The following is a 23,688-nucleotide window of genomic DNA, read 5'->3' on the forward strand; positions in this document are numbered from 1 at the left end:
CGCTTCCTGAATCCGCCTTGTGCTTCGAGGTACAATGCAAATTAATTTGAAATCGCCATCTGGGGACCTTCCATGGGCATTGTTGCTCAACTGAAAAACGTGGATTTTGGCTACGGTGACCGCCTGATCCTCGAAAACATTTCTTTGGATATTCCGAAGGGCAAGGTTGTGTCTGTCATGGGCGGTTCCGGGTCGGGTAAAACCACCCTGCTCAGGTTGATGTGCGGGCAATATCCCGTGAACAAAGGTGACGTTAGCGTGTTGGGGCAGGATGTGGTTGCGGCCAACACCCAGCAGCTGTATGCCTTTCGCAAGCGAATTGGTGTCTTGTTCCAGTTCGGAGCCTTGTTCACCGACTTGTCTGTTTTTGACAATGTGGCATTTCCCCTTCGTGAACACACCAATCTGCCGGAATCGGCGATTCGGGATTTGGTCTTGTTGAAGCTTCACGCAGTGGGGCTGCGCGGTGCAAGCGCCCTGTTTCCTTCCGAAATTTCAGGTGGCATGAGCCGCCGTGTGGCTTTGGCCCGTGCAATTGCCCTGGACCCCGAGCTTATTTTTTACGATGAACCCTTTGCCGGACTGGACCCGATTTCCCTGGGCATCACCGCCAATCTGATTCGTACCTTGAACGACGCCTTGGGTGCCACGTCGGTAGTGGTGACACACGATATTCACGAGTCATTTGCGATCAGCGACCATGTGATTGTGATCGCCAACGGCCGGGTGTTGGCACAAGGTTCACCAGCGGAGGTTGAGGCCAATCAGGATCCTTACGTGCAGCAGTTCATAAAGGGCTTGCCGGAAGGTCCCGTGAAGTTTCATTACCCGGCAACAGATCTGCAGAAGGATTTTGCATGAACCCCGCCATCCTGATTTCCCGCCTCGGTGCGGGTGTCATCAACACCGTCACCGGTCTGGGGATTTTCGCCCGGTTCGTGGGTGCATTGCTGCTGTTGTTGCCCAAGGCATTGCTCAGGCCGCGATTGGTGGTGGATCAGATCCACTTCATCGGGAACTATTCGCTCGTCATCATCGTGGTGTCTGGTCTGTTTGTTGGCTTCGTGCTGGGTTTGCAGGGCTACTACACCTTGAACCGGTATGGCGCAGAGCAGGCGCTGGGCCTCTTGGTGGCCTTGTCCCTGGTCCGCGAGCTGGGTCCCGTGGTGTCGGCACTCCTGTTTGCCGGGCGAGCCGGTACGTCTCTGACCGCTGAAATTGGCTTGATGAAAGCTGGCGAACAGCTGACCGCGATGGAAATGATGGCGGTGGACCCCAAGGCGCGCATTGTTTCACCGCGCTGGGTTGCCGGGCTTGTATCCATGCCCTTGCTTGCAGCGCTGTTTAGCGCGGTGGGAATTTTCGGTGGTTATGTCGTTGGCGTATTGCTCATCGGCGTTGACTCGGGTGCGTTTTGGTCACAAATGCAGGCAGGGGTTGATGTGCGCGACGACATTCTCAATGGCGTCATCAAAAGTGTTGTGTTTGGTTTTGCGGTCAGTTCAATCGCCCTGTTTCAGGGCTATTCCTGCCAACCCACGCCCGAAGGCGTGTCGCGTGCAACCACCCGAACTGTTGTGATTTCCTCCCTCACGATTTTGGGTCTCGATTTTGTGCTTACAGCACTGATGTTCAGTATTTAACGGATTAATGGTATGAAAAAGAACGCAGCTGTGGATTTTTGGGTCGGTCTGTTTGTTTTGCTGGGCGCACTGGCTTTGGTCTTCCTGGCCTTGAAAGCGGGCAATTTGAGTTCATTCACCGCTGGTGACCAATATCGGGTCACTGCCGAGTTTGACAACATCGGTGGTTTGAAACCCCGTGCGCCGGTAAAAAGTGCGGGTGTCACCGTGGGCCGTGTGGCCAATATCAAGCTGGATCCAGTCACCTTCCGTGCCGTGGTATCACTGGATTTGGAAGAGGGCTTCGAGTTTCCCAAAGACTCTTCCGCTAGAATCCTGACTTCAGGGTTGCTCGGCGAGCAGTATGTTGGCATTGAAGCTGGCGGCGATCTGGAAAACCTGGCGGGTGGTGAGAAGTTTGCCCGAACCCAATCGGCCGTTGTACTTGAAAACCTGATCAGCCAGTTCCTGTTCAGTAAAGCCTCGGAAGGCGATTCCGAAAAGTGATGAAGGGGATACACATGGTAGTTTCTATTCGAAGATTGTGTTTGCTGGTGGGTATAGCAAGCCTGGCCTCCGCATGCACGAGCATGCGGGCCCCCTCGGAATCCGATCCGTTGGAAGGGTTCAACCGAACCGTGGATGGTTTTAACCAGGTGGTCGACAAGGCGGTGGTTAAGCCCCTGGCGCAAGGGTATGACAAGGTCACGCCGCCCGAGGTTAAAACAGTCATTGGCAATTTTTTCTCCAACCTGGACGACATCAGTGTTGCAGTCAACAACCTGTTGCAGGGAAAACCCAAGGCCGCGGGAAGTGATATTACCCGTTTCGCCTTGAATACCACCATTGGTATTGTTGGTTTGGCCGATGTGGCAACTGAGCTGGGTTTTCAGAAAAACGACGAGGATTTCGGTCAAACGCTGGGTGTTTGGGGCGTTGGGTCAGGTCCTTACCTGGTGTTGCCTTTGCTCGGCCCAAGCACATTGCGTGACGCACCGGCGCGCGTGGTGGATGCTCCTTTGGACCCGCTTTATCATTATGACGATGTGCGGGTTCGCAACAGCCTATTTGTTGTGAACGTAGTGAACACGCGCGCCCGATTGCTGCCTGCCACGGATTTGGTTGAGCGGGTTGCGCTGGACCAGTATGCCTTTGTTCGCGATGCCTATCTTAAGCGGCGTGCCAGTCTGATTCGTGATGGCGCTCCCGATCCCGAGGATCAGGGCTACAAGGATTTCGAGGAAGAGTCGAGCAGCACAAGTACAGTGCCCGAAGCTTTTCCGCCCTTCAAGGCGGCCTTGGTACAAACTGCGCCAGCAAACGATGAAGTTTCCACTTTGTTGCCGGGAGACCTTCAGCAAAGTGACCGTGCCCGAGAAGGTTTGGGCTTGGCTAACTGATTTTCAGCACGTCAACACAGCAAGTGGGTCTTGCGTTTTTGATGTGGTTAATGACATTTTTTGGAAAAATCATGAATATTGCAGTAAACCGACTATTTCAATGGATCGCAATTGCCGCCCTGGGTGTCAGTGCGATGGCTCAGCCCGCTTTGGCTCAGGAAGTGCCAGCCAACGAGTTTGTTGAGAAATTCAGCAATGAAGTTCTGGCTGAAATCAAGTCCAGAAAGCAGGAATTGGTGTCTGACCCCCGCAAGCTTGACGCCTTGATTGACCAGAAGGTCATGCCGAATGTCAACTTTCGAAAAATGACCCAGTTGGTGGTGGGCCGCCCCTGGCGCGAGGCCACACCCGAGCAGCGTGAACAGATCACCAAGGAATTTCGTACCCTGTTGGTCAAGACTTATTCTGGTGCCTTGTCCCAGGTGGGTGATCAAACCCTGCAAGTGGATCGCCTGCGTGCGCGTCCTGAAGACACAGATGTGATCGTGAACAGCCGAGTCATTCAAAAGGGCGCGCCCCCGATCGACCTTGCATACCGGGTTGAAAAGAAAGACGGCAAGTGGCAAATCTATGACCTGAGCGTTTTGGGCCTGTGGTTGGTTGATTCCTACAAGGCGCAGTTTGGCGCGGTGCTGGCCAGTTCGGGTGTTGATGGTTTGATCCAGACCCTGAAAACACTGAATTCCAAGGGCTGATATGCAACTCACAGTCGATCACATCACGGTGCGCAATGGCGACCAGGTCATTGCCGAGGTCACCAAGGCCTTTTCCAAGGGTGACCACGTGATCGACTTTTCGAGGGTCACTCACGTGGACTCGACCGTTCTTGCTGTAATTCTGGCTGCCAGGCGAGTGCTTAAATCAGACAAATCCCTTGAACTGCAGCATCGTCCCGCGCAGTTGGACAGTTTGATTGCCGCCTACGGAGTACAATCTCTCTTCTCATAAAACCTGGCGCGCGCCCCTTGGGCGCTCGAAGTCATGTCGTTTGCCCTAGAGCTTGGCTCGGTATCCAAATATTTCGGTGAATTCCGTTCCTTGAATGAAGTCTCCCTGACCATCGAGGAAGGGGAGTTCTTTGCTTTGCTTGGCCCAAATGGCGCGGGCAAAACCACGCTCATCAACATCATTGCCGGTTTAAGCCGGGCCTCTTCAGGCACGGCCAAGGTCATGGGTTTTGACGTGGTCAACCAGTTTCGCGATGCGCGCCGCAGCATTGGAATTGTTCCGCAGGAATTGGTGTTTGATCCTTTTTTCTCCGTGCGTGAAACCTTGCGCTTTCAGTCCGGGTACTTCGGTCTTAAAAAGAATGACGACTGGATCGATGAGCTTTTGACTTCGCTCAGCCTGATGGACAAGGCCGACAGCAATATGCGAACGCTGTCGGGCGGCATGAAGCGACGGGTCATGGTGGCGCAGGCGCTGGTTCACAAACCGCCCGTGATAGTGCTGGATGAGCCCACCGCTGGCGTGGATGTCGAGTTGCGCCAAACCCTGTGGAAGTTTGTCAAAGGGTTGAACGAAAAGGGCCACACAATTTTGCTGACCACACACTACCTCGAAGAAGCGGAAACACTGTGTAATCGCATTGCCATGCTTAAAAACGGGAAGGTGTTGACTGTGGATACCACCCCGAATCTGTTGAAGAAACACGCCAGTCAAACCCTGAACCTGCAATTGAACGGCGTGTTGCCAGTCAGTTTGCAGTCGCGCGCCCTGAAGGCGAATCCGCTGGATGGCCGGTACACCCTGGCTTTGAATGGTCCGGCTGAAATTGAGCAAATTTTGGCGCAATGCCGACTTGAACACCTGGATGTGCTGGAGTGCAGCATTGAAAAGCCCGACCTTGAAGAGGTGTTTGTGCAGTTGATGAGTGGCGGGGCTGCGAAATGACTGGCTGGCAAACCCTGTTCAAGAAAGAAATCCTGCGTTTCTGGAAGGTGAGCTTCCAGACGGTGCTGGCACCCGTGGTGACTGCGCTGCTGTACTTGATGATTTTCTCGCACGTGCTCGACGGCAAGGTGGAACCTTACCCTGGTGTCAGTTATGCGGCATTCCTCGTGCCTGGGTTGGTCATGATGTCGGTGCTGCAAAATGCGTTTGCCAATTCATCTTCCAGTCTCATCCAGTCGAAAATCACAGGAAATCTGGTGTTTGTGCTGTTACCACCCCTGTCCCATGCCGAGTTTTTCTCAGCCTACGTGCTGGCTTCCATGGCCCGAGGCATTGCAGTGGGTGCTGGGGTTTTGCTGGTCACTGTGGCTTTTGTGGGTTTGCACGTGCACAACCCGATGTGGATTCTGGTTCACGCCCTGGTGGGTTCGGCTTTGCTGGGTACCATGGGTGTCATCGCCGGCATTTGGGCTGAAAAGTTCGACCAGTTGGCTGCGTTTCAGAATTTCATCATCATGCCAGCCACTTTTTTGTCAGGTGTGTTTTATTCCATCCATTCATTACCCGTCGTGTGGCAAACCGTGTCGCACTTTAACCCTTTCTTTTACCTGATTGATGGTTTCCGGTATGGCTTCTTTGGGGTGAGTGATGTCAGCCCGTGGTTCAGTTTGGGTATCGGCGTGGCCGCATGGGCTGTATTGACTGCCATTGGTATGCGAATGGTCACGTCGGGTTACAAATTGAGGGGATAATAGTGCTGTTGAATCAAAAGGATAGGAAAAATCATGTTGTTGCCTGAAACCGTTCGCGGCTATATTGCAGAAGGTCTGGAATGTGAACACCTGACAGTGTCAGGCGACGGCCAGCATTTCGAGGCAGTCATTGTGGCCAGCGCCTTCGAGGGCTTGCGGGCCATTCAGCGGCATCAAAAAGTCTATGCAGTACTGGGTGACAGAATGCGTGCGGAAATTCACGCCTTGTCGATGAAAACTCTGACGCCCGCCGAGTGGGCGCAACAACAAGCGTAAAAGGACTGCCCTTCAATGGATTCTTTTTTGATTCGTGGTGGAAAGCCGCTTCACGGTGAAGTGTCTGTGTCTGGCGCGAAAAATGCGGCCTTGCCAATTTTATGTGCCAGTTTGCTGACAGCAGAGCCCGTGATGGTCACCAACGTGCCGCGCTTGCGCGACATCAATACCTGTTTGCGCCTCTTGGGTTCCATGGGTGTTCAGTGTTTCTGGCACGGTGAAAACCAGTTGGCTTTGCGCGCCGAGGAAATTTCCGAACCTGTAGCCAGTTACGACCTGGTCAAAACCATGCGCGCCAGCATTTTGGTGCTTGGCCCCTTGCTGGCCCGTTTTGGCGAAGCCAGCGTGAGCTTGCCGGGTGGTTGTGCCATCGGCCAGCGCCCTGTAGACCAGCACATCAAGGGCCTTCAGGCCATGGGTGCGGAAATCACGATCGAAAAAGGTTATATCCACGCCAAGGCAAAACGGCTGAAGGGTGCACGCATTGTGACCGACATGGTCACTGTCACCGGCACCGAAAACCTGATGATGGCTGCCGCCCTGGCTGATGGCACCACCATTATTGAAAATGCCGCCCGCGAACCCGAGGTGGTGGACCTGGCCAATATGCTGGTGAAAATGGGTGCCCAGATCGAAGGGATCGGCACCGACACCATCACGGTACACGGTGTTGAAAAACTGAATGGCTGTGAATACCAGGTCATGCCGGATCGCATTGAAGCAGGCACTTTCCTGTGTGCCGTGGCGGCTTGCGGTGGTCAAATTGTGCTCAATAATGCCGATGCTGACAGCATGGACGCCACGCTGGAAAAGCTGCGCACTGCGGGCCTGAAGATCGATGTGGAAGGCACCCGGATTCATGCCAGCATGCAGGGGCGCCCCAAAGCGGTGGGTGCACGCACCGCGCCATTCCCGGGTTTTGCAACCGATATGCAGGCTCAGTTGATGGCTGTCAATTGCGTGGCCGACGGCACCGCGATTGTCAACGAGACCATTTTCGAGAACCGTTTCATGCATGTGCAGGAAATGGTGCGCCTAGGCGCAAACATCGAAATTGAAGGCCACACGGCTGTGATCAAGGGCGTTGAGCGGCTTGACGGCGCCACGGTGATGGCCACCGACCTGCGCGCCTCAGCTGGCCTGGTCATTACCGCACTGGCTGCTGCCGATGAAACCCGCATTGACCGGATTTATCACCTGGATCGCGGGTATGACAAAATGGAAGAGAAGCTGCGCAAATTGGGCGCAGATGTGAAGCGAATCAGTGAGTAAAACCGAATGATTACATTGGCTCTGTCCAAAGGACGCATCTTTGAAGAAACATTGCCCCTGCTTGAAAAGGCGGGCATTGTGCCTTCAGAAGACCCTGAAAAGTCGCGCAAGCTGATCATTGGTACCAACCGTGCCGATGTGCAGATCATCATTGTGCGGGCCACCGACGTGCCCACCTATGTACAGCACGGTGCTGCCGATTTGGGCGTGGCGGGTAAAGACGTGCTGATTGAGCATTCGGGCGTTGGCCTGTACCAGCCGCTGGACCTTGCCATTGCAAAGTGCCGCCTGTGTGTCGCTGCCCCGGAAGGGTTCGACTATGCCAGCGCAGTGAAGCAGGGCGCCCGCTTGCGTATCGCCACCAAGTACGTGAACAGCGCACGCGAACACTTCGCCAACCGCGGTGTTCACGTGGACTTGATCAAGCTGTACGGTTCCATGGAACTGGCCCCCTTGGTGGGTCTGGCCGACGCCATTGTTGACCTGGTCAGCACCGGTTCTACCCTGCGTGCCAACAAACTGGTTGAAGTCGAGGAAATTTGCGAAATTTCTTCCCGATTGGTGGTGAATCAGGCCGCATTGAAAATGAAGTACGAGGCTTTGCAGCCTATTTTGGATGTATTTACCCAAGCTGTTGCGGGTGAAACGGTAGAAAACTGAGCAGAAACCTGAGCAGCTGCTTGAAATTTTAAAGGTAGTAAAAAATGTCTTCCCAAATTCGTCGATTGTCTACTCTGGATGCCAACTTTGCCGAGCAGTTCCGCGCATTGCTCGCCTATGAAGAACAACGCGATCCCCATGTGGAAGGCGCGGTGGCTGACATCATTCATGCCGTGCGTAAGCGTGGCGATGAAGCCCTTTTGGAATTCACTGAAAAGTTTGACCGTGTCAAAGCGAACAGCGCAGCTGATCTTGAAATTGGTCAGGATGAGCTGAAGCACGCATTCGATACGCTGGACCCCGATCAAAAAGCCGCCTTGAAAGTGGCTGCGCAACGCGTGCGTGCTTTTCACGAGCGCCAGGTTGCCGAAAGCTGGGAATTCACCGAGGCCGATGGCACCCGTTTGGGCCAACGAGTTACACCGCTTGATCGTGCCGGCCTCTACGTGCCTGGTGGCAAAGCGGCTTACCCGTCGTCGGTACTGATGAATGCAGTGCCCGCCAAGGTCGCGGGTGTGAAGGAGGTCATCATGGTGGTGCCCACGCCCAGTGGCGTGAAAAACCAGATGGTGCTTGCCGCCGCGCACCTTGCGGGCGTTGACCGCGTGTTCACCATTGGTGGTGCGCAGGCCGTGGCCGCCTTGGCGTATGGCACGCAAACCGTACCCCGCGTGGACAAAATCGTGGGCCCTGGCAATGCCTATGTGGCCGAAGCCAAGCGCCGTGTGTTTGGTGCCGTGGGCATTGACATGATCGCCGGCCCCTCTGAAATTCTTGTCATTTGCGATGGCACAACCAACCCCGACTGGATCGCCATGGACCTGTTCAGCCAGGCCGAGCATGACGAAATGGCCCAGTCCATTCTGTTGAGCCCCAGCAAGGAATTTTTGGACCAGGTACAGGCCAGCATTAAACGACTGATGGACAGCATGCCCCGTGCAACGGTGATTGCCACTTCCCTGAAAAACCGCGGTGCGCTGATTCAGGTGAAAGACATGGACGAGGCCTGTGAGCTGAGTAACCAGATTGCCCCCGAACACCTGGAACTGAGCGTTCAGGACCCTGATGCCTGGGTGGGCAAATTGCGCCACGCCGGTGCCATTTTCATGGGCCCCTACAGCAGCGAATCGCTGGGCGATTATTGTGCCGGGCCAAACCACGTGTTGCCCACAGCCGGTACAGCGCGATTCAGCTCTCCACTGGGTGTTTATGACTTCCAGAAGCGCAGCAGCATTATTTTTGCAAGTCGCGAAGGCGCAAGTACCCTGGGTGAAGTGGCTGCCGAGCTGGCTTACGGTGAAGGCTTGCCTGCCCACGCGCGCTCCGCAGAGTACCGGGTAGGTCCAAAATTCAAGAAAGCGGATTGAGTACGCCATGAGCCTATTGCAAAAAACAATCCGAGCTGACGTGCAAGCCACCCAAGCCTACGTGGTGGCCCCTTCCGCAGGCATGTTGAAGCTCGATGCCATGGAAAATCCGCAGGGCATGCCCGCGGCCTTGCTCGATGAGCTGGCCCAGGCGCTCAAGGCGGCGGAGCTGAATCGCTACCCGGCGCCCAAAGCACTTGAGCTGGAAACTGCACTGCGTGCCTGCACAGCCATCCCCAAGGCGGCCCATGTGCTGTTCGGCAACGGGTCTGATGAGCTGATTGACCTGATTATTCGCGCCTGTTGCATGCCTGGTGACGTGGTCATGTCGCCTGTGCCCACTTTCGTGATGTACGCGGTGTACAGCCAGTGGAGCCATGCACGCTTTGTGGGGGTGGACCTGAATCCCGACTTCTCGCTGAACATGCCCGCCATGTTGAAAGCCATTTCCGCCAACCAGCCCAAAGTGGTTTTCCTGGCTTATCCCAATAACCCGACCGGCGTGGCGCTGCGCGAAGCGGAAATTGTCCAGATTATTGAGGCAACCCCCGGGCTTGTCGTGGTCGATGAAGCCTACGAAGCATTTGCCGACGCCTCGTTCATGGCCCGCGTGCTTGAGTTTTCAAATGTATTGGTGCTGCGCACCTTCTCCAAACTGGGGCTTGCAGGCGCTCGTCTCGGCTATGCCGTGGCCAGCCCGGCCTGGGTGGAGCAAATCGACAAAGTGCGCCCGCCTTACAACGTGAACGTACTCACTCGCATTGCTGTTCAGTTTGCATTGGAGCACTTCGATGCGTTTAACGCACAGGCCAAACTGCTGCGTGATCAGCGCAGTGTGCTGACCGCAGCCTTGAAAACTCTGAGAACACCCAATGGTGACGTCGAAGTGTTCGATTCTTACGCCAATTTCGTGCTTTTCCGCATGCCAGACGCCCTTGAGGTCTTTGAAGCCCTTAAAAACAAGGGTATCTTGGTGAAATATGTCGGCAAGGGTCACCCCTTGCTGCAAAATTGCCTGCGCGTGACAGTGAGCACCGAAACAGAGAACCAGCAGTTTTTAAAGGCTGTGCAACAATCCATTGATGAAGTGGCCAGCAAGGCCGCATAACTTTCAGAAAAACATGAGAACCGCAGAAGTTACCCGCAATACACTGGAAACCCAGATCACCGTCAAAATCAACCTGGATGGTTCGGGTGAACGTCATCTTGACACCGGTGTGCCATTTCTGGACCACATGCTGGAGCAAATTTCCCGGCATGGCCTCTTCGATTTGCACATTGTCGCCAAAGGCGACCTGCACATTGACGCACACCACACCGTGGAAGACACGGGCATTACCTTGGGCATGGCATTCACCAAAGCCCTGGGCGACAAGAAAGGGATTGTGCGTTACGGTCACAGCTATGTGCCACTGGATGAAGCCCTGTCACGCGTCGTGATTGATCTTTCCGGTCGCCCTGGCTTGCACCAGGACATTCCTTTCACGCGCGCCAGTATTGGCTCGTTTGACGTGGACCTGGTGTTTGAATTTTTTCAGGGCTTCGTCAACCACGCGCTGTGCACACTTCACATCGACAACCTGAAAGGCGTGAATTCACATCACCAGTGTGAAACCGTGTTCAAGGCTTTCGGTCGCGCCTTGCGCATGGCAGTTGCCATTGATGAACGTCAGCAGGGTGCCATTCCCAGTACCAAGGGTGCTTTGTGAGTCTTGTTGCCGTTGTTGACTACGGCATGGGTAACCTGCGTTCGGTGGCCCAAGCCTTGCAGCATGTCAAACTGGAAAATCAGGAAATCCGTATCACCGACGACCCTGCCGTGATTGATCGCGCCAGCCGCGTGGTGCTACCCGGTCAGGGCGCCATGCCAGACTGTATGAAAGCATTGCGGGAATCAGGCCTCATGGAGGCTGTGTACAGGGCTGCTGAAAACAAACCCTTGTTTGGGGTTTGCGTGGGCGAACAGATGATGATGGAGCGCAGCGCCGAAGGCCCCGCAGAATGCCTGTCCCTGTTTCCCGGCGATGTGGTCAGATTCGACCCCCGCCTGACCGTGGAGTGCGGCTTGAAGGTTCCCCACATGGGTTGGAATCAGGTTCGGCAGTGTGTCAAACATCCCCTCTGGGCGGGCATTGAAGACAATTCCTGGTTCTATTTTGTCCACAGTTACCATGCCAATCCGGTCAACCCGGAGCACGTGGCTGGTGAGACAGACTATGGTGTCCGCTTTACCTGCGCCATCGCAAGGGATAACATCTTTGCAACACAGTTTCATCCTGAGAAAAGTGCGGACGACGGCCTTAAGCTGTATTCCAATTTTCTAAGATGGAACCCCTGAGGTTTTTAACCAAACTTTTTTCACTCACTTGAATAGTTAACAACACAGTCTCATGTTACTCATTCCAGCAATCGACCTGAAAGACGGTCAGTGTGTTCGCCTGAAACAAGGCAATATGGACGATGCCACCATTTTCTCGGCAGACCCGGTCGAAATGGCCATGAAATGGGTTGAAAGTGGCGCGCGCCGCTTGCACCTGGTCGACCTGAATGGCGCGATTGCGGGCAAGCCCGTGAACGAGGGCGTCATCATCGACATTCTCGATGCGGTCGGCGGTGCAATTCCCGTGCAGTTGGGTGGCGGTATTCGTGACCTGGACACCATTGAACGTTACCTGGACGATGGTCTGAGCTACGTGATCATTGGCACGGCAGCCGTGAAAAACCCTGGTTTCCTGCACGACGCGTGCGGCGCTTTCCCTGGCCAAATTATCGTGGGGCTGGACGCCAAAGAGGGCAAAGTGGCTACCGACGGCTGGAGCAAGATTTCCGGCCATGACGTGGTTGACCTGGCCAAGAAATACGAAGGTTATGGCGTTGAAGCGATTATTTACACCGACATTGGCCGCGACGGCATGTTGGGCGGTGTCAATATTGAAGCCACGGTTCGCCTGGCAAATGCGTTGACCATTCCTGTGATCGCTTCGGGGGGCATTACCAACCTGGACGACGTGAAGCTGCTGTGCGGCGTGGAACACGAAGGCGTCATGGGTGCCATTTGTGGTCGCTCCATTTACGAAGGTACACTCGACTTCGCGAAGGGCCAGGCACTGGCAGACGAGCTTAACGGAAAATCCTACTAATGCTGGCAAGCCGCATTATTCCCTGCCTGGATGTGACCGCAGGCCGGGTGGTCAAAGGTGTCAATTTCGTTGAGCTGCGCGATGCCGGCGATCCTGTCGAAATTGCCCGCCGTTACGACGAGCAGGGCGCCGATGAATTGACCTTTCTGGACATCACCGCGTCTTCCGACGACCGTGACCTGATCTTGCACGTGATTGAAGCCGTGGCCAGCCAGGTGTTCATCCCCTTGACTGTGGGGGGCGGTGTGCGCAAGGTGGAAGATGTGCGCAGGTTGCTGAACGCCGGCGCAGACAAAATCAGCATCAACACCTCGGCGGTGACCAATCCTGAACTGGTGGGCGAGGCGTCGACCAAGTATGGGTCGCAGTGCATCGTGGTGGCCATTGATGCCAAAGCCAAGTCCAATGGCGAGCCGGGCTGGGAGGTATACACCCACGGTGGTCGCAAACCCACTGGGCTTGATGCTGTGGAATGGGCTCGCAAGATGCAGTCCCTGGGTGCTGGTGAATTGCTGTTGACCAGCATGGATCGCGATGGCACCAAAATCGGTTTTAACCTGGAGCTGACTCGGGCTGTGTCCGATGCGGTCAGCATTCCCGTGATTGCCAGCGGCGGGGTTGGCAATCTGGACCACTTGGTTGACGGGGTGATCAAGGGCAAGGCCAGCGCCGTGCTGGCTGCTAGTATTTTTCACTACGGCGAATACACTGTGCAACAAGCCAAGGCCCACATGGCCAAAGCGGGCATCACGGTCCGTGTGTAAGGCGAAAGGGGTTTCCTGAGGCATGAGCAAGGATGTGGTGATCACCGGCAATTGGCTGGACAGCGTCTGTTTCGATGACAGGGGCCTTGTAAGCGTAGTGGCACAAGACCACCTGACTCAGCGCGTATTGATGGTGGCCTGGATGAATCAGGAAGCACTTCAAATTACAGCCAAGACGGGTTTTGCAACGTATTTTTCACGTTCGCGCGGTAAGCTGTGGCACAAGGGCGAAGAATCGGGCAATCAGCAAAAGGTCAAGGAAGTTCGCCTGGACTGCGATGGCGATGTGCTGATCCTGATGGTGGAGCAGGTGGGTGGTATCGCTTGCCACACCGGCCGTGAAAGCTGTTTTTACTATGCGCTGGAAGACGCAGCGGGCGAAAGCCCTAAATGGGTTGCGAAAGACCCAGTGCTGAAAGACCCTTCCGACATGTACGGCAAAAAATAGAGGATTACGAGAACATGGCTGACCTTGAAAAAGAGTCCGGGGACTTGCTCGAGCGTTTGACGCAAGTTTTGCATGAGCGCAAACAAGCCGATCCGCAGCAGTCGTACGTGGCCAAACTGCACCACAAGGGGCAGGATGCAATTTTGAAGAAAATCGGCGAAGAGTCCTGTGAGCTTGTCATGGCCTCCAAAGACCAGGATCCAGCCAAGGTGGTCGCTGAAACTGCCGATTTGTGGTTTCACAGCCTGGTACTGCTGGGCTGGCATGGTTTGCAGGCCCGCGATGTGCTGGCCGAGCTGGATCGGCGCATGGGTTTGTCAGGCCTGGTTGAGAAAGCAAACCGGGAAAAATAAGACACAAAAAGGGGTGATGAGATGAGCGATTGCATATTCTGCAAAATCGTCGCTGGGGAAATCCCTAGCAGAAAAGTATATGAAGACGAGGATATCCTCGCATTCCACGACATCAACCCGGCTGCGCCTGTGCACTTTCTGATTATTCCGAAAAAGCACATTCCCACCCTGGCCGATGCCACGGAGCAAGACATACCCGTATTGGGAAAAATAATGGCAATTGCCGGCAAGTTGGCAAAGCAGGAAGGTTGCCACGATGGGTTTAGAACCATCGTCAACACAGGAAGGGTGGGTTGTCAGGAGGTGTATCATGTTCATGTGCACATTCTTGGCGGAGACAAGCCCCTGGGCTTGATGCTCAGCAAGTAAACAGCGGCAAACAAACATTCAAGGAGTTAGTCATGGGTTCATTTAGCATTTGGCACTGGGTTATCGTGCTGGTTATCGTGATGTTGGTGTTTGGCACCAAGAAACTGCGCAACATCGGGTCTGACCTGGGCGGTGCGGTGAAGGGTTTCAAGGATGGCATGAAAGAAGGTGGTGCCGACGCCGAGCAAAACACGGCCAAACTGGCCGATGGCAATGCCAAGAAATCCGACACCATTGATGTGGAAGCCAAAGAGAAATCTTCCAGCTAATTTTCCCTTTACGCGGCACACAGCATGTTCGACATCGCATTTTCAGAAATGCTTATCATCGCGGTGATCGCACTGGTGGTGATAGGTCCCGAAAAACTGCCAAAGGTGGCCAAGACGGTTGGGCACTTGCTGGGCAAGGCGCAGCGTTACGTCAGTGACGTGAAGTCTGAAATCAATCGGGAAATGGAAATCGACGAGTTGCGAAAGTTGCAAGCGGAAATGCAGGCGGCTGCTACCAAGGTGGAAGGTGATGTGCAAACCACCTTGCGCGATGCCGAGTTCGACATGAACAAATCGGTCAAAGCGATCGAGGACGACATTGCGGACCTTGAAGGCAGCAAGCCCCCGGTAGTAGCGCCTGCTGCGGGTGCAAATATCGGACCAGAACAACAAGCGCCCACAGTGCCCACAGTGCCCGCAGGGCCCGGCCCTACGGCAGAGGCCAAATAAGCAAGGTGCAGGAAGGGTTATGAGTCAGCAGGAAAATTTTGTCAGCCATCTGGTTGAGCTTCGGGACCGATTGATTCGGGCCGTGATCGCATTCGCCGTGGTGTTTATTGGTTTGATGATTTACCCCTCTCCGGCGGTCATTTTTGACCTTCTTGCCCAGCCTATTCAAAGTGCCTTGCCCGAAGGCACGAAAATGATTGCCACCGGGGTGATCACTCCCTTCATGGTCCCTATCAAATTGACGGCCATGGTTGCATTCGTTCTTTCCTTGCCTTTTACTTTGTACCAGGCTTGGTCATTTATCGCCCCGGGCTTGTATCAGCATGAAAAGAAGATGGCCTTGCCCATTATTTTTTCAAGCACAGTGCTTTTCCTGATTGGTATTGCCTTTTGCCACTTCATCGTGTTTGGTCAGGTGTTTGCCTTCATCAACGACTTTGCACCCGAAAGCATTACGCCTGCGCCAGACATTGAGGCCTACATGAGCTTCGTGTTGACCATGTTTCTGGCGTTTGGCATGACCTTCGAAGTACCCATCATTGTTGTTGTATTGGTTTACCTCGGTGTAATCAGCATTGAGAAACTGGTGGAAATTCGGGGTTATGTGATTGTTGCTGCGTTTGTCATTGCGGCGATCGTGACGCCGCCCGATGTCATGTCGCAACTTTTCCTGGCCATTCCCATTTGTATTCTTTACGAAGTGGGTATTTTGTTTGCCAAGTTGATCGGCAAACAACGCCAGCAAATTCTTGAATAAATCTGGCCTTTTGATGGGCAAGGTATTGCGCGGAAGTTTCAGCTAACAAGACCTTGCCGCTTACAAAACTAGCGGTTGATAAAGGCACCCGGTTTGGGTCGCACACCGATTTCGATGGTCAATGTTTGTGGTTTGCCCTCTCGAAGTAACTCAATGGCCTTTTTCTCGCCGGGTGAATAAGCCGCGATCTGGTTCAGCATCTGGGTCGTGTCGCTGATCTTCTTGTTGTCCAGTTTCAACAAAATGTCGCCCACCTTCAGACCGGCTTTGTCTGCAGGCCCATCCTTTACAATCCCTGCAACGATTACGCCATCTTTCTGTGGCAAATCAAAGGCAGTCGCCAACTCAGCCGTAATGTTTTGCTGTTCAACGCCGATGTATCCGCGGGTGACTGTACCGTTTCGCACAATCTGGTTCAACACGTTCTGAACGGTTGGGGCGGGAATGGCAAAGCCGATGCCCAATGATCCACCGGAGCGGCTGTAAATGGCCGTGTTGATGCCCAGCAGGTTGCCAGCAGTGTCTACCAGCGCGCCGCCTGAGTTGCCGGGGTTGATGGCTGCGTCGGTCTGGATGAAATTCTCGAAGGTGTTAATTCCCACGTGATTGCGGCCCAAGGCGCTCACAATGCCCATGGTGACGGTTTGCCCAACACCAAAAGGGTTGCCCATGGCCAACACCACATCGCCCACCTTGACGGTGTCTTCGGCTGCGAACTTCAGGTTGGGTAGGTCGCTCAGCTTGATGCGCAACACGGCAAGATCTGTTTCCGGGTCGGTGCCCACCAGTTCAGCCTTGGTGGTGCGCCCGTCATTCAAGCCCACTTCAATGTCATCGGCTGCTTCAACCACGTGCTGGTTGGTGACAATCAAGCCATCGCTGCTCACGATCACCCCTGAGCCAAGACTTGATGCCTGTTCCTCGCTGTCCTGTGATTCATCGAGTTCATCGCCAAAAAACTTGCGGATTTCCGGGTCTTCAAAGAAGGGATGTTTGGGGGTTTCCGAAATGCGTTTGCTGGTGAAAATGTTCACAACAGCAGGCATGGCCTTGTCCACAGCCAACCGGTAACCGGCCACGCCTTCAGGTTGCGCTACTTCATGTGCCGGTTTTTGCAGCCAGTCCGGAACCCAGTTCGGGCGAAGCACTTCGGTGATGAAATACAATGCAAGCAGCACTGCAAGGGCCTGAGAAAAGGTCAGCCAGAGTTTTTTCAACATATCAAATGCAAAGGGTGCGCCGTTGAGTTCAGTGGATCGGAATGTACTTGAACATGATTTGCGGGAGTTGCTGGATCAGGCTCGCATGCAAGATTATTGCCCAAATGGCTTGCAGTTGGAAGGCAGGCCCCAGATTCGGCGGGTGTTGACGGGGGTGACCGCATCCAAAGGCTTGATTGATCTTGCCATCGAGCTCGATGCAGATGCTGTGCTGGTTCACCATGGCTTGATGTGGAAAGGTGATCCACAGGTCGTAACCGGATTTCGCAAAGCACGATTGCAGGCGGCACTTGGCCATGATCTGAATGTGTTTGCCTATCATTTGCCCTTGGACAAGCACCCGGAGTTGGGCAATAACGCACAATTGGGCAAAATGCTGGGCTGGCCAAGCGACCGGGTGTTGGGTGACAAGGGTTTGATTCATTTTGGCGTTCTGCATTCACCTCAAAAGTTGCACGAAATTGTTGAAGTCGTTGTTTCAACGCTGGGCCATCGGGTGCAGGTGGAGGGGGCGGACGACCCACAGCGCCTGGTTCGTACTGTGGCCTGGTGTACGGGTGGGGCCCCCGGTTATGTGGAGCAGGCTGCTTTGGCGGGGGCTGACCTTTATTTGACGGGAGAACTGTCAGAGCCTGCAGTGCACGTGGCTCGCGAATGCGGTGTGAGTCTGCTGGGCGCGGGGCACCACGCCACCGAGCGCTGTGGGGTCAAAGCGCTTGGCGAATGGGTGGCGCAGCGTTATGGGATTGAAGTTGTATTTCAAGATTTGTTCGTGGCGGTTTAGATGTTTTTGAATGTATCGGGTTAAATCGACTTGTTCAACCGCCATTTCTTGGAAAATCGCTTTAAAACTGTTTCTTGTTGGAACCTGGCTGGGGTACAATCTTCGGTTGCATGGATCACTACTTTGGCCAAGCTTCGCCGATTTCTAACACGATGGACGTGTACAAGTCTGGCTTTTGAACAGAAATGCGGGTTCAAAGGCGCGCTCAAAGGCGGATTCTAGGTTAGCTGGATTTTACTTTCGGGGTTATTTTGATGAGCAATAATCAACCTGTAGACAAAGAACGTCGCGTCTGGATGATCGCCTGCGGAGCAGCAGGCGGTGTGGCTGCAGCGGCAACAGGCGGTGCATTTCTGACTTCCATGGCACCCTCCGAGCGCGCAAAAGCCGCCGGTGCGCCTGTAGAGCTGGACATTTCCGGCATGCAGCCTGGTGACATGAAAACCGTTGAGTGGCGCGGCAAGCCTGTTTGGGTTGTTCGCCGTGATGACGCCATGGTCCAAGCCCTGCCGAAACTGGACAGCCAGCTGGCTGACCCGAATTCAGAACGCAGTCCCGATGCATTGACTCCAGAATATGCCCGCAACCCGCACCGTTCGATCAAGCCAGAATACCTGGTTGCAGTCGGAATCTGCTCTCACCTCGGTTGCTCACCTTCAGCCCGATTTGAACCAGGCCCACAGCCCAGTTTGCCCAACGACTGGCAAGGCGGTTTTTTCTGCCCGTGCCACGGTTCCACATTTGACCTTGCTGGTCGTGTGTATGCAGGCAAGCCGGCACCGGACAACCTGGAAGTGCCACCCCACAAATATTTGTCAGACACCAAGTTGTTGATTGGTGTAGACGAGAACAACGCCTGAGACATCTGAGAGCGAGGAGTAGTAATTATGGCGGCAGACAAAAAAGTCGAAACTTCAGGTGTATTGGGCTGGATTGACCAGCGCTTCCCCCTGACATCGACCTACAAAGCGCATTTGTCCGAGTACTATGCGCCCAAGAACTTTAACTTCTGGTACTTCTTCGGTTCACTGGCCCTGTTGGTGCTGGTGATCCAGATCGTGACCGGCATTTTCCTGGTTATGCACTACAAGCCCGATGCTGCAAAAGCATTCCAGTCTGTGGAATACATCATGCGTGATGTGCCATGGGGCTGGCTGGTGCGTTACATGCACTCCACAGGGGCTTCCATGTTCTTCGTGGTAGTGTATTTGCACATGATGCGCGGCCTGTTGTACGGTTCGTATCGCAAACCCCGTGAACTGATCTGGATCTTCGGCGTGGCCATTTTCCTGTGCTTGATGGCAGAGGCGTTTTTTGGCTACCTGTTGCCTTGGGGACAGATGAGCTACTGGGGTGCGCAGGTCATTGTGAACCTGTTTTCCGCAATTCCTTTGATCGGCCCTGACTTGGCGATCTGGATCCGTGGCGACTATGTTGTATCCGATGCAACACTGAACCGCTTCTTCTCCTTCCACGTCATTGCAATTCCATTGGTATTGCTGGGCTTGGTGGCTGCGCACCTCGTGGCGTTGCACGAAGTGGGTTCCAACAATCCGGATGGCGTTGAGATCAAGGAAAAGAAAGGTGCCGATGGCAAGCCGCTTGACGGCATTCCCTTCCACCCCTACTACACCGTGCATGACATTTTGGGTGTGGGGGTGTTCTTGATGGTGTTCTCGGCAATCGTGTTCTTCGCGCCGGAAATGGGTGGTTACTTCCTGGAATACAACAACTTCATTCCTGCGGACCCCTTGAAAACACCTGCGCACATTGCGCCAGTGTGGTATTTCACACCCTTCTATTCCATTCTTCGTGCCATCACATTCCCGTTCCTGGGTCTGGATGCGAAGTTCTGGGGTGTGGTGGCCATGGGTGGCGCGGTCGTGATCCTGTTCTTCCTGCCATGGCTCGACAAGAGCCCGGTGAAGTCCATTCGCTATCGCCCATCCTTGCACAAGTGGATTTACGCCGTGTTCGTGATCAACTTCATCGTGTTGGGTTATCTGGGCGTGAAGCCACCATCAGATATTGGTCAAGTGGTGTCTCAGGTGGGTACTCTGTATTACTTCCTGTTCTTCCTGGCAATGCCATGGTGGTCGAAGCTGGGCACATTCAAGCCCGTGCCTGACCGTGTTGTGTTTCACGCACACTGAGCCTGACTGGACGAAATAAGGACGAGATGATGAAAAAATTATTGGCTTTGCTGGCTCTTGTGCCATCTCTGGTGTTCAGCGCGGGAAGCAATTACCCGCTGGACAAAGCCCCAGACCTGACCAACGACTTGGCTGCATTGCAGCGTGGTGCCAAGCTGTTTTCCAACTACTGCCTGAATTGTCATGCAGCGGAAAGTATGCGTTACAACCGTTTGCGCGACATTGGCTTGTCTGAGGAGCAGATCAAGGAAAACCTGATGTTCGCCACCGACAGTGTTGGTGACACCATGAATATTGCGATGGATCCGAAGGATGCCAAAAAATGGTTTGGTGCGGCTCCACCCGATTTGTCATTGATCGCACGTTCACGTGCTTCTTCAAATGGCCCGGGTGCTGACTACATCTACACTTACTTGCGCACCTACTACCGTGATCCTTCCAAGCCAACGGGCTGGAACAACATGGCGTTTCCAAACGTGGGCATGCCTCACGTGCTGTGGGAGTTGCAAGGTGAGCGCATTGCCAAGTTTGAAGACAAGCCTGATGCACATGACCCAGCCAAGACCGTTCATACCTTTGTAGGCTTTGAGCAGACCAAGCCCGGTACAATGACAACCGTGGAGTACGATCAAGCCATGGCCGACCTGACCAGTTTCCTGGTTTTCATGGCCGAGCCGGTGCGTGAAGACCGTTTCAAGCTGGGTGTGATTGTCTTGATGTTCTTCGGTGTGTTTACCGTATTCGCATGGCGTTTGAATGCCGCTTACTGGAAAGACATCAAGTAAGTTAAAGGCTTAGTTTGCATACAGGCTGGGGTGTTTGCTCGCCCCGGCCATTTTTTGTTTTGGGATGACAACATTATGATGGTTCTATACTCTGGAACAACCTGTCCATATTCGCAGCGTTGCCGCTTCGTGTTGCACGAAAAAGGCATGGACTTTGAGATCAAGGACATTGATCTGTTCAATCGCCCCGATGACATCAGTGTCATGAACCCGTACAGTCAGGTGCCCATCCTGGTGGAACGCGATTTGATTCTGTATGAATCAAATATCATCAATGAATACATTGATGAGCGTTTTCCTCATCCTCAGTTGATGCCCGCCGATCCAGTAATGCGTGCGCGTACCCGCCTGTTCTTGTTCAACTTTGAACGTGAACTGTTCCAGCACGTGAGTGTTCTGGAAAAAGCAGGGAACCCCAAGGCAATGGACAAGGCCAAGTCATCAATTCGTGACCAGTTGACCCAACTGGCACCAGTGTTTTTGAAAAGCAAGTACATGCTCGGCGAAGATTTTTCGATGCTGGACGTGGCATTGGCTCCATTGTTGTGGCGTTTGGAACACTATGGCATTGAACTGCCGAAGTCTGCTGCGCCACTGATGAAGTATGCCGAGCGGATTTTTGCGAAGCCTGCCTTTATTGATGCACTGACGCCCTCTGAAAAAGTGATGCGTCGCTAAAGGGTTTGTGTACCCGAATTCACCAAGGATATTGCAGTGACTGAAGTATCAACAAAGCCTTATCTGATTCGCGCCATTCATGAATGGTGCGTAGACAATGGGTACACGCCTTATTTGGCTGTGGCTGTGAATGAGCAAACCCAGGTACCCAAAGAATTTGTGAAGGCCGGCGAAATTGTGCTGAACACATCGCCGTTGGCCACCAACAAATTGTCTTTGGGTAATGAGTATGTCGAGTTTGAGGCCCGGTTCGGGGGCGTGGCTCGACAGATTTTTGTTCCGATTGAGCAGGTCAGTGCGATTTATGCGCGCGAGAATGGTCACGGCATGGCCTTTGAAGTATTAAAGCCTTTGGCTGAGATCGAAGGCGACGGCAATGAGGCGGTTCAGTTTGTTCTGGACGAGCACGATGAGCCAGTATCCAACGAATCGGATCAAAAACCTGCAGGTTTGCGTTCAGTTTCGGGTGTTTCTGAAGATTCACAATTGCTGGCTGTAACTAAATCAGAAAAATCTGAAGAAAAAACACCGAAAAAGCCGAGTCCCAAGAAAAAGAGTCATTTGACTCGAGTAAAATAGCGCTTCTCTTAAGTGCCGCTTTAGCTCAGTTGGTAGAGCAACCGCCTTGTAAGCGGTAGGTCGTCAGTTCGAATCCGACAAGCGGCACCATTCATCTCCCGAAGTTCTGAGAAATTTTCCACCAAATTTGAATCGAACGCTGATCATGGGTCTTCCATCTCGCCTTGGTCGTTCCGTTGCGTAGAAATGCGCCTCTGATTTTTGCTACCTCAGCGCGAATCCTATTCCCCGTAGCGTTAATCTGGACTGCTGTTTGTGGCTTCCCCAGCGTGCCTTGTACATCCCGCACAGAAAACCGTTGATCCCTTCTTGAACCAAGGCTGTTCATTCACCCAAACCCCACAAAAAACAAGGTCGGGCTTGGGTGTCGCGCGTTGCGCGAGCATTCAAGCCTTGTTCAAACCGGGCGGTTTTCTTGAATGCGCGGCATTTACAAGTGCACTGCCGCGAAAGCCCAGACGCAGCGGGTTCCTGCGGGCAGCGGGCTTGGCCACGCTGTTGAAGCTCAACCCGGCGCAGGCCCTTCAACGCACCGATCGGAGTAGTTCCAGCACCAGCGCCAACGCTAGGGCAGGCGTCAACCCGTCACATTCAGCGCCCACCGACGCGCGATCAATCACGGTCGGAGTCAAGCTCACGAGGCGAGCGATTGGAATTCGCGCCAAATGGGCTTTACCCTAAGATGAGTCAACTGAATCGGGCCGAATGGGCTTCACCCTACGATAAGTCAACTGAATCGCACCGAGGGGGCTTAAATCAGGCGGGTGAACTGCGGGAACGCTTTACACTGTGGGCATTGAATTCACTGCAGCAAACCAGCATGCCCAAAACCAAAAAGAACCCGCTTGATTCCCTGGACTTGAAGCCTGGGCAGTCGATTGATCTGCTCAAGGCTTTGCACATTGTGACGCGCGAAGGTGGTATCAACCAAGACAGTCGAAGAAAGCTGAAGCAGGTTTACCACCTGACCCATTTCATTGAGCCTTTGATCGATGAGGTGCGCAAGACCAATGACGGAAATGTGTACCTGGTGGATCACGGTGCAGGGAAGTCGTACTTGGGCTTCATTCTGTACGACCTTTACATCAAGCAGAATCCTGAAGGGGCCGTAGTAGCAGGTGTGGAAACCCGTCAGGACTTGGTCGACAAGTCGGCACAGTTGGCGGAAAAACTGGGCTTCTCGGCAGGCATGAAATTCATCAATTTGCCTGTGGCGCAAGCCACTGAACACGCTGACTTGCCCGATGAGGTGGACATTGTGACCGCGCTGCATGCCTGTAATACAGCCACTGACGACGCCATCTCATTCGGGCTCAAGAAAAATGCAAAGTTCATGGTCGTTGTGCCTTGTTGCCAAGCGGAAGTGGCTTCACATTTGCGGCAAAACAAATCAAGTCAGCTGGGTAAAACCAGTTTGGTGGAGATGTGGCGGCACCCGTTGCACACCCGTGAGTTTGGTAGCCAGTTGACCAATGTGCTGCGCTGTTTGCAGCTTGAAGCGCAAGGTTATCAGGTCACTGTGACGGAGTTGGTGGGGTGGGAACACTCAATGAAAAACGAGTTGATTGTTGCCAGGAAGCACCAGAAATCAAACCCCAAAGCTGCGCAACGCTTGCGCAGCATGCTCACTGAATTGGGATTGGATGGCGAGGAAGGGCTGTTGCAGCGCTTCCATGTGCCGGCTTGATCGATCGCGC

General features: G+C 53.9%; 31 protein-coding genes and 1 tRNA gene. 31 read left to right on the plus strand and 1 reads right to left on the minus strand.

Translation table 11 applies throughout. The features are described 5' to 3' along the window. The first annotated feature begins 72 nt into the window (after positions 1-72). The 23 genes from RGQ30_RS01700 (at position 73) to tatC (ending at position 15,792) form a co-directional block, all read left to right on the plus strand. Entirely contained in the window at positions 73-861 is a 789-nt protein-coding gene (locus RGQ30_RS01700) for an ABC transporter ATP-binding protein (protein ID WP_130558624.1), read from the plus strand. After that, on the plus strand, positions 858-1,643 hold the full coding sequence (gene mlaE / locus RGQ30_RS01705; protein ID WP_130558623.1) for a lipid asymmetry maintenance ABC transporter permease subunit MlaE: 786 nt from the start codon (positions 858-860) through the stop codon (positions 1,641-1,643). Before RGQ30_RS01700 ends, mlaE begins: the two co-directional genes overlap by 4 nt. Before the next feature lie 12 nt (positions 1,644-1,655). Beyond that, a complete protein-coding gene (gene mlaD, locus RGQ30_RS01710) occupies positions 1,656-2,129 on the plus strand; it encodes an outer membrane lipid asymmetry maintenance protein MlaD (protein ID WP_130558622.1) in 474 nt (157 codons plus the stop codon). Between the two features lie 14 nt (positions 2,130-2,143). Continuing rightward, positions 2,144-3,022, plus strand: a complete 879-nt coding sequence (locus tag RGQ30_RS01715) for an MlaA family lipoprotein (RefSeq protein ID WP_130558621.1) — start codon at positions 2,144-2,146, stop codon at positions 3,020-3,022. Positions 3,023-3,093: 71 nt separating this feature from the next. Then, the gene (locus tag RGQ30_RS01720; protein ID WP_130558620.1) at positions 3,094-3,717 is read left to right on the plus strand and encodes an MlaC/ttg2D family ABC transporter substrate-binding protein; all 624 of its coding nucleotides are present in this window, start codon (positions 3,094-3,096) and stop codon (positions 3,715-3,717) included. Position 3,718: 1 nt separating this feature from the next. Then, a complete protein-coding gene (locus RGQ30_RS01725; protein ID WP_130558619.1) occupies positions 3,719-3,970 on the plus strand; it encodes an STAS domain-containing protein in 252 nt (83 codons plus the stop codon). Positions 3,971-4,003: 33 nt separating this feature from the next. Then, the gene (locus tag RGQ30_RS01730; RefSeq protein WP_130558618.1) at positions 4,004-4,915 is read left to right on the plus strand and encodes an ABC transporter ATP-binding protein; all 912 of its coding nucleotides are present in this window, start codon (positions 4,004-4,006) and stop codon (positions 4,913-4,915) included. Then, positions 4,912-5,667, plus strand: coding sequence for an ABC transporter permease (locus tag RGQ30_RS01735; RefSeq protein ID WP_130558617.1), 756 nt, complete (start codon positions 4,912-4,914; stop codon positions 5,665-5,667). Before RGQ30_RS01730 ends, RGQ30_RS01735 begins: the two co-directional genes overlap by 4 nt. 33 nt (positions 5,668-5,700) lie before the next feature. Continuing rightward, on the plus strand, positions 5,701-5,943 hold the full coding sequence (locus RGQ30_RS01740) for a BolA family protein (protein ID WP_420915153.1): 243 nt from the start codon (positions 5,701-5,703) through the stop codon (positions 5,941-5,943). A gap of 15 nt (positions 5,944-5,958) precedes the next feature. Next, the gene (gene murA, locus RGQ30_RS01745; protein ID WP_130558615.1) at positions 5,959-7,215 is read left to right on the plus strand and encodes a UDP-N-acetylglucosamine 1-carboxyvinyltransferase; all 1,257 of its coding nucleotides are present in this window, start codon (positions 5,959-5,961) and stop codon (positions 7,213-7,215) included. 6 nt (positions 7,216-7,221) lie between these two features. Further along, a complete protein-coding gene (gene hisG / locus RGQ30_RS01750) occupies positions 7,222-7,875 on the plus strand; it encodes an ATP phosphoribosyltransferase (protein ID WP_130558614.1) in 654 nt (217 codons plus the stop codon). Between the two features lie 44 nt (positions 7,876-7,919). Beyond that, positions 7,920-9,242, plus strand: coding sequence for a histidinol dehydrogenase (gene hisD, locus RGQ30_RS01755; RefSeq protein WP_130558613.1), 1,323 nt, complete (start codon positions 7,920-7,922; stop codon positions 9,240-9,242). Positions 9,243-9,249: 7 nt separating this feature from the next. Continuing rightward, positions 9,250-10,350 carry a histidinol-phosphate transaminase gene (gene hisC / locus RGQ30_RS01760; protein WP_130558612.1) on the plus strand — a complete coding sequence of 367 codons (1,101 nt, stop codon included), beginning with the start codon at positions 9,250-9,252 and terminating at the stop codon, positions 10,348-10,350. A 13-nt stretch (positions 10,351-10,363) separates the two neighbouring features. Beyond that, on the plus strand, positions 10,364-10,951 hold the full coding sequence (gene hisB / locus RGQ30_RS01765) for an imidazoleglycerol-phosphate dehydratase HisB (RefSeq protein ID WP_130558611.1): 588 nt from the start codon (positions 10,364-10,366) through the stop codon (positions 10,949-10,951). After that, on the plus strand, positions 10,948-11,580 hold the full coding sequence (hisH, locus tag RGQ30_RS01770; protein WP_130558610.1) for an imidazole glycerol phosphate synthase subunit HisH: 633 nt from the start codon (positions 10,948-10,950) through the stop codon (positions 11,578-11,580). The genes hisB and hisH overlap by 4 nt, the downstream gene beginning before the upstream one ends. Before the next feature lie 52 nt (positions 11,581-11,632). Further along, a complete protein-coding gene (hisA, locus tag RGQ30_RS01775; RefSeq protein WP_130558609.1) occupies positions 11,633-12,382 on the plus strand; it encodes a 1-(5-phosphoribosyl)-5-[(5-phosphoribosylamino)methylideneamino]imidazole-4-carboxamide isomerase in 750 nt (249 codons plus the stop codon). Further along, a complete protein-coding gene (gene hisF, locus RGQ30_RS01780) occupies positions 12,382-13,146 on the plus strand; it encodes an imidazole glycerol phosphate synthase subunit HisF (RefSeq protein ID WP_130558608.1) in 765 nt (254 codons plus the stop codon). Before hisA ends, hisF begins: the two co-directional genes overlap by 1 nt. Positions 13,147-13,168: 22 nt before the next feature. Further along, positions 13,169-13,594 (plus strand): phosphoribosyl-AMP cyclohydrolase, encoded by a 426-nt coding sequence (gene hisI, locus RGQ30_RS01785; RefSeq protein ID WP_130558607.1) that lies wholly within the window; start codon positions 13,169-13,171, stop codon positions 13,592-13,594. 14 nt (positions 13,595-13,608) lie between these two features. Beyond that, a complete protein-coding gene (locus RGQ30_RS01790; RefSeq protein WP_130558606.1) occupies positions 13,609-13,947 on the plus strand; it encodes a phosphoribosyl-ATP diphosphatase in 339 nt (112 codons plus the stop codon). A 21-nt stretch (positions 13,948-13,968) separates the two neighbouring features. Further along, the gene (locus RGQ30_RS01795; protein ID WP_130558605.1) at positions 13,969-14,316 is read left to right on the plus strand and encodes a histidine triad nucleotide-binding protein; all 348 of its coding nucleotides are present in this window, start codon (positions 13,969-13,971) and stop codon (positions 14,314-14,316) included. 32 nt (positions 14,317-14,348) lie between these two features. Continuing rightward, positions 14,349-14,585, plus strand: a complete 237-nt coding sequence (gene tatA, locus RGQ30_RS01800) for a Sec-independent protein translocase subunit TatA (protein ID WP_130558604.1) — start codon at positions 14,349-14,351, stop codon at positions 14,583-14,585. A 24-nt stretch (positions 14,586-14,609) separates the two neighbouring features. Then, on the plus strand, positions 14,610-15,035 hold the full coding sequence (gene tatB / locus RGQ30_RS01805; RefSeq protein ID WP_130558603.1) for a Sec-independent protein translocase protein TatB: 426 nt from the start codon (positions 14,610-14,612) through the stop codon (positions 15,033-15,035). Positions 15,036-15,054: 19 nt separating this feature from the next. Next, on the plus strand, positions 15,055-15,792 hold the full coding sequence (tatC, locus tag RGQ30_RS01810; RefSeq protein WP_130558602.1) for a twin-arginine translocase subunit TatC: 738 nt from the start codon (positions 15,055-15,057) through the stop codon (positions 15,790-15,792). A gap of 68 nt (positions 15,793-15,860) precedes the next feature. On the opposite strand, the gene RGQ30_RS01815 is transcribed toward tatC, so the two are convergent. Continuing rightward, positions 15,861-17,012, minus strand: coding sequence for a Do family serine endopeptidase (locus tag RGQ30_RS01815; RefSeq protein ID WP_130558601.1), 1,152 nt, complete (start codon positions 17,010-17,012; stop codon positions 15,861-15,863). 31 nt (positions 17,013-17,043) lie between these two features. Here RGQ30_RS01815 and RGQ30_RS01820 point away from each other — a divergent pair, with 31 nt between their 5' ends. The 8 genes from RGQ30_RS01820 to RGQ30_RS01855 all read left to right on the plus strand — a co-directional run bounded on the left by RGQ30_RS01820 (position 17,044) and on the right by RGQ30_RS01855 (position 23,678). Continuing rightward, complete coding sequence (locus RGQ30_RS01820) at positions 17,044-17,796, plus strand: Nif3-like dinuclear metal center hexameric protein (RefSeq protein WP_130558749.1); 753 nt, start codon at positions 17,044-17,046, stop codon at positions 17,794-17,796. Positions 17,797-18,050: 254 nt separating this feature from the next. Further along, complete coding sequence (gene petA, locus RGQ30_RS01825; RefSeq protein ID WP_130558600.1) at positions 18,051-18,656, plus strand: ubiquinol-cytochrome c reductase iron-sulfur subunit; 606 nt, start codon at positions 18,051-18,053, stop codon at positions 18,654-18,656. A gap of 27 nt (positions 18,657-18,683) precedes the next feature. Further along, positions 18,684-19,949, plus strand: a complete 1,266-nt coding sequence (locus RGQ30_RS01830; RefSeq protein ID WP_130558599.1) for a cytochrome b — start codon at positions 18,684-18,686, stop codon at positions 19,947-19,949. Between the two features lie 26 nt (positions 19,950-19,975). Further along, a complete protein-coding gene (locus tag RGQ30_RS01835) occupies positions 19,976-20,734 on the plus strand; it encodes a cytochrome c1 (protein ID WP_130558598.1) in 759 nt (252 codons plus the stop codon). A gap of 75 nt (positions 20,735-20,809) precedes the next feature. After that, the gene (locus RGQ30_RS01840; protein WP_130558597.1) at positions 20,810-21,412 is read left to right on the plus strand and encodes a glutathione S-transferase N-terminal domain-containing protein; all 603 of its coding nucleotides are present in this window, start codon (positions 20,810-20,812) and stop codon (positions 21,410-21,412) included. A 36-nt stretch (positions 21,413-21,448) separates the two neighbouring features. Then, positions 21,449-21,991 (plus strand): ClpXP protease specificity-enhancing factor, encoded by a 543-nt coding sequence (locus RGQ30_RS01845; protein ID WP_130558596.1) that lies wholly within the window; start codon positions 21,449-21,451, stop codon positions 21,989-21,991. A gap of 14 nt (positions 21,992-22,005) precedes the next feature. Next, positions 22,006-22,081, plus strand: a tRNA-Thr gene (locus tag RGQ30_RS01850). 730 nt (positions 22,082-22,811) lie between these two features. Next, positions 22,812-23,678 (plus strand): methyltransferase, encoded by an 867-nt coding sequence (locus RGQ30_RS01855; RefSeq protein ID WP_130558595.1) that lies wholly within the window; start codon positions 22,812-22,814, stop codon positions 23,676-23,678. The last annotated feature ends 10 nt before the right edge of the window (positions 23,679-23,688 follow it).

Source organism: Limnobacter thiooxidans (genome assembly GCF_036323495.1).
Taxonomy (GTDB): domain Bacteria; phylum Pseudomonadota; class Gammaproteobacteria; order Burkholderiales; family Burkholderiaceae_B; genus Limnobacter; species Limnobacter thiooxidans.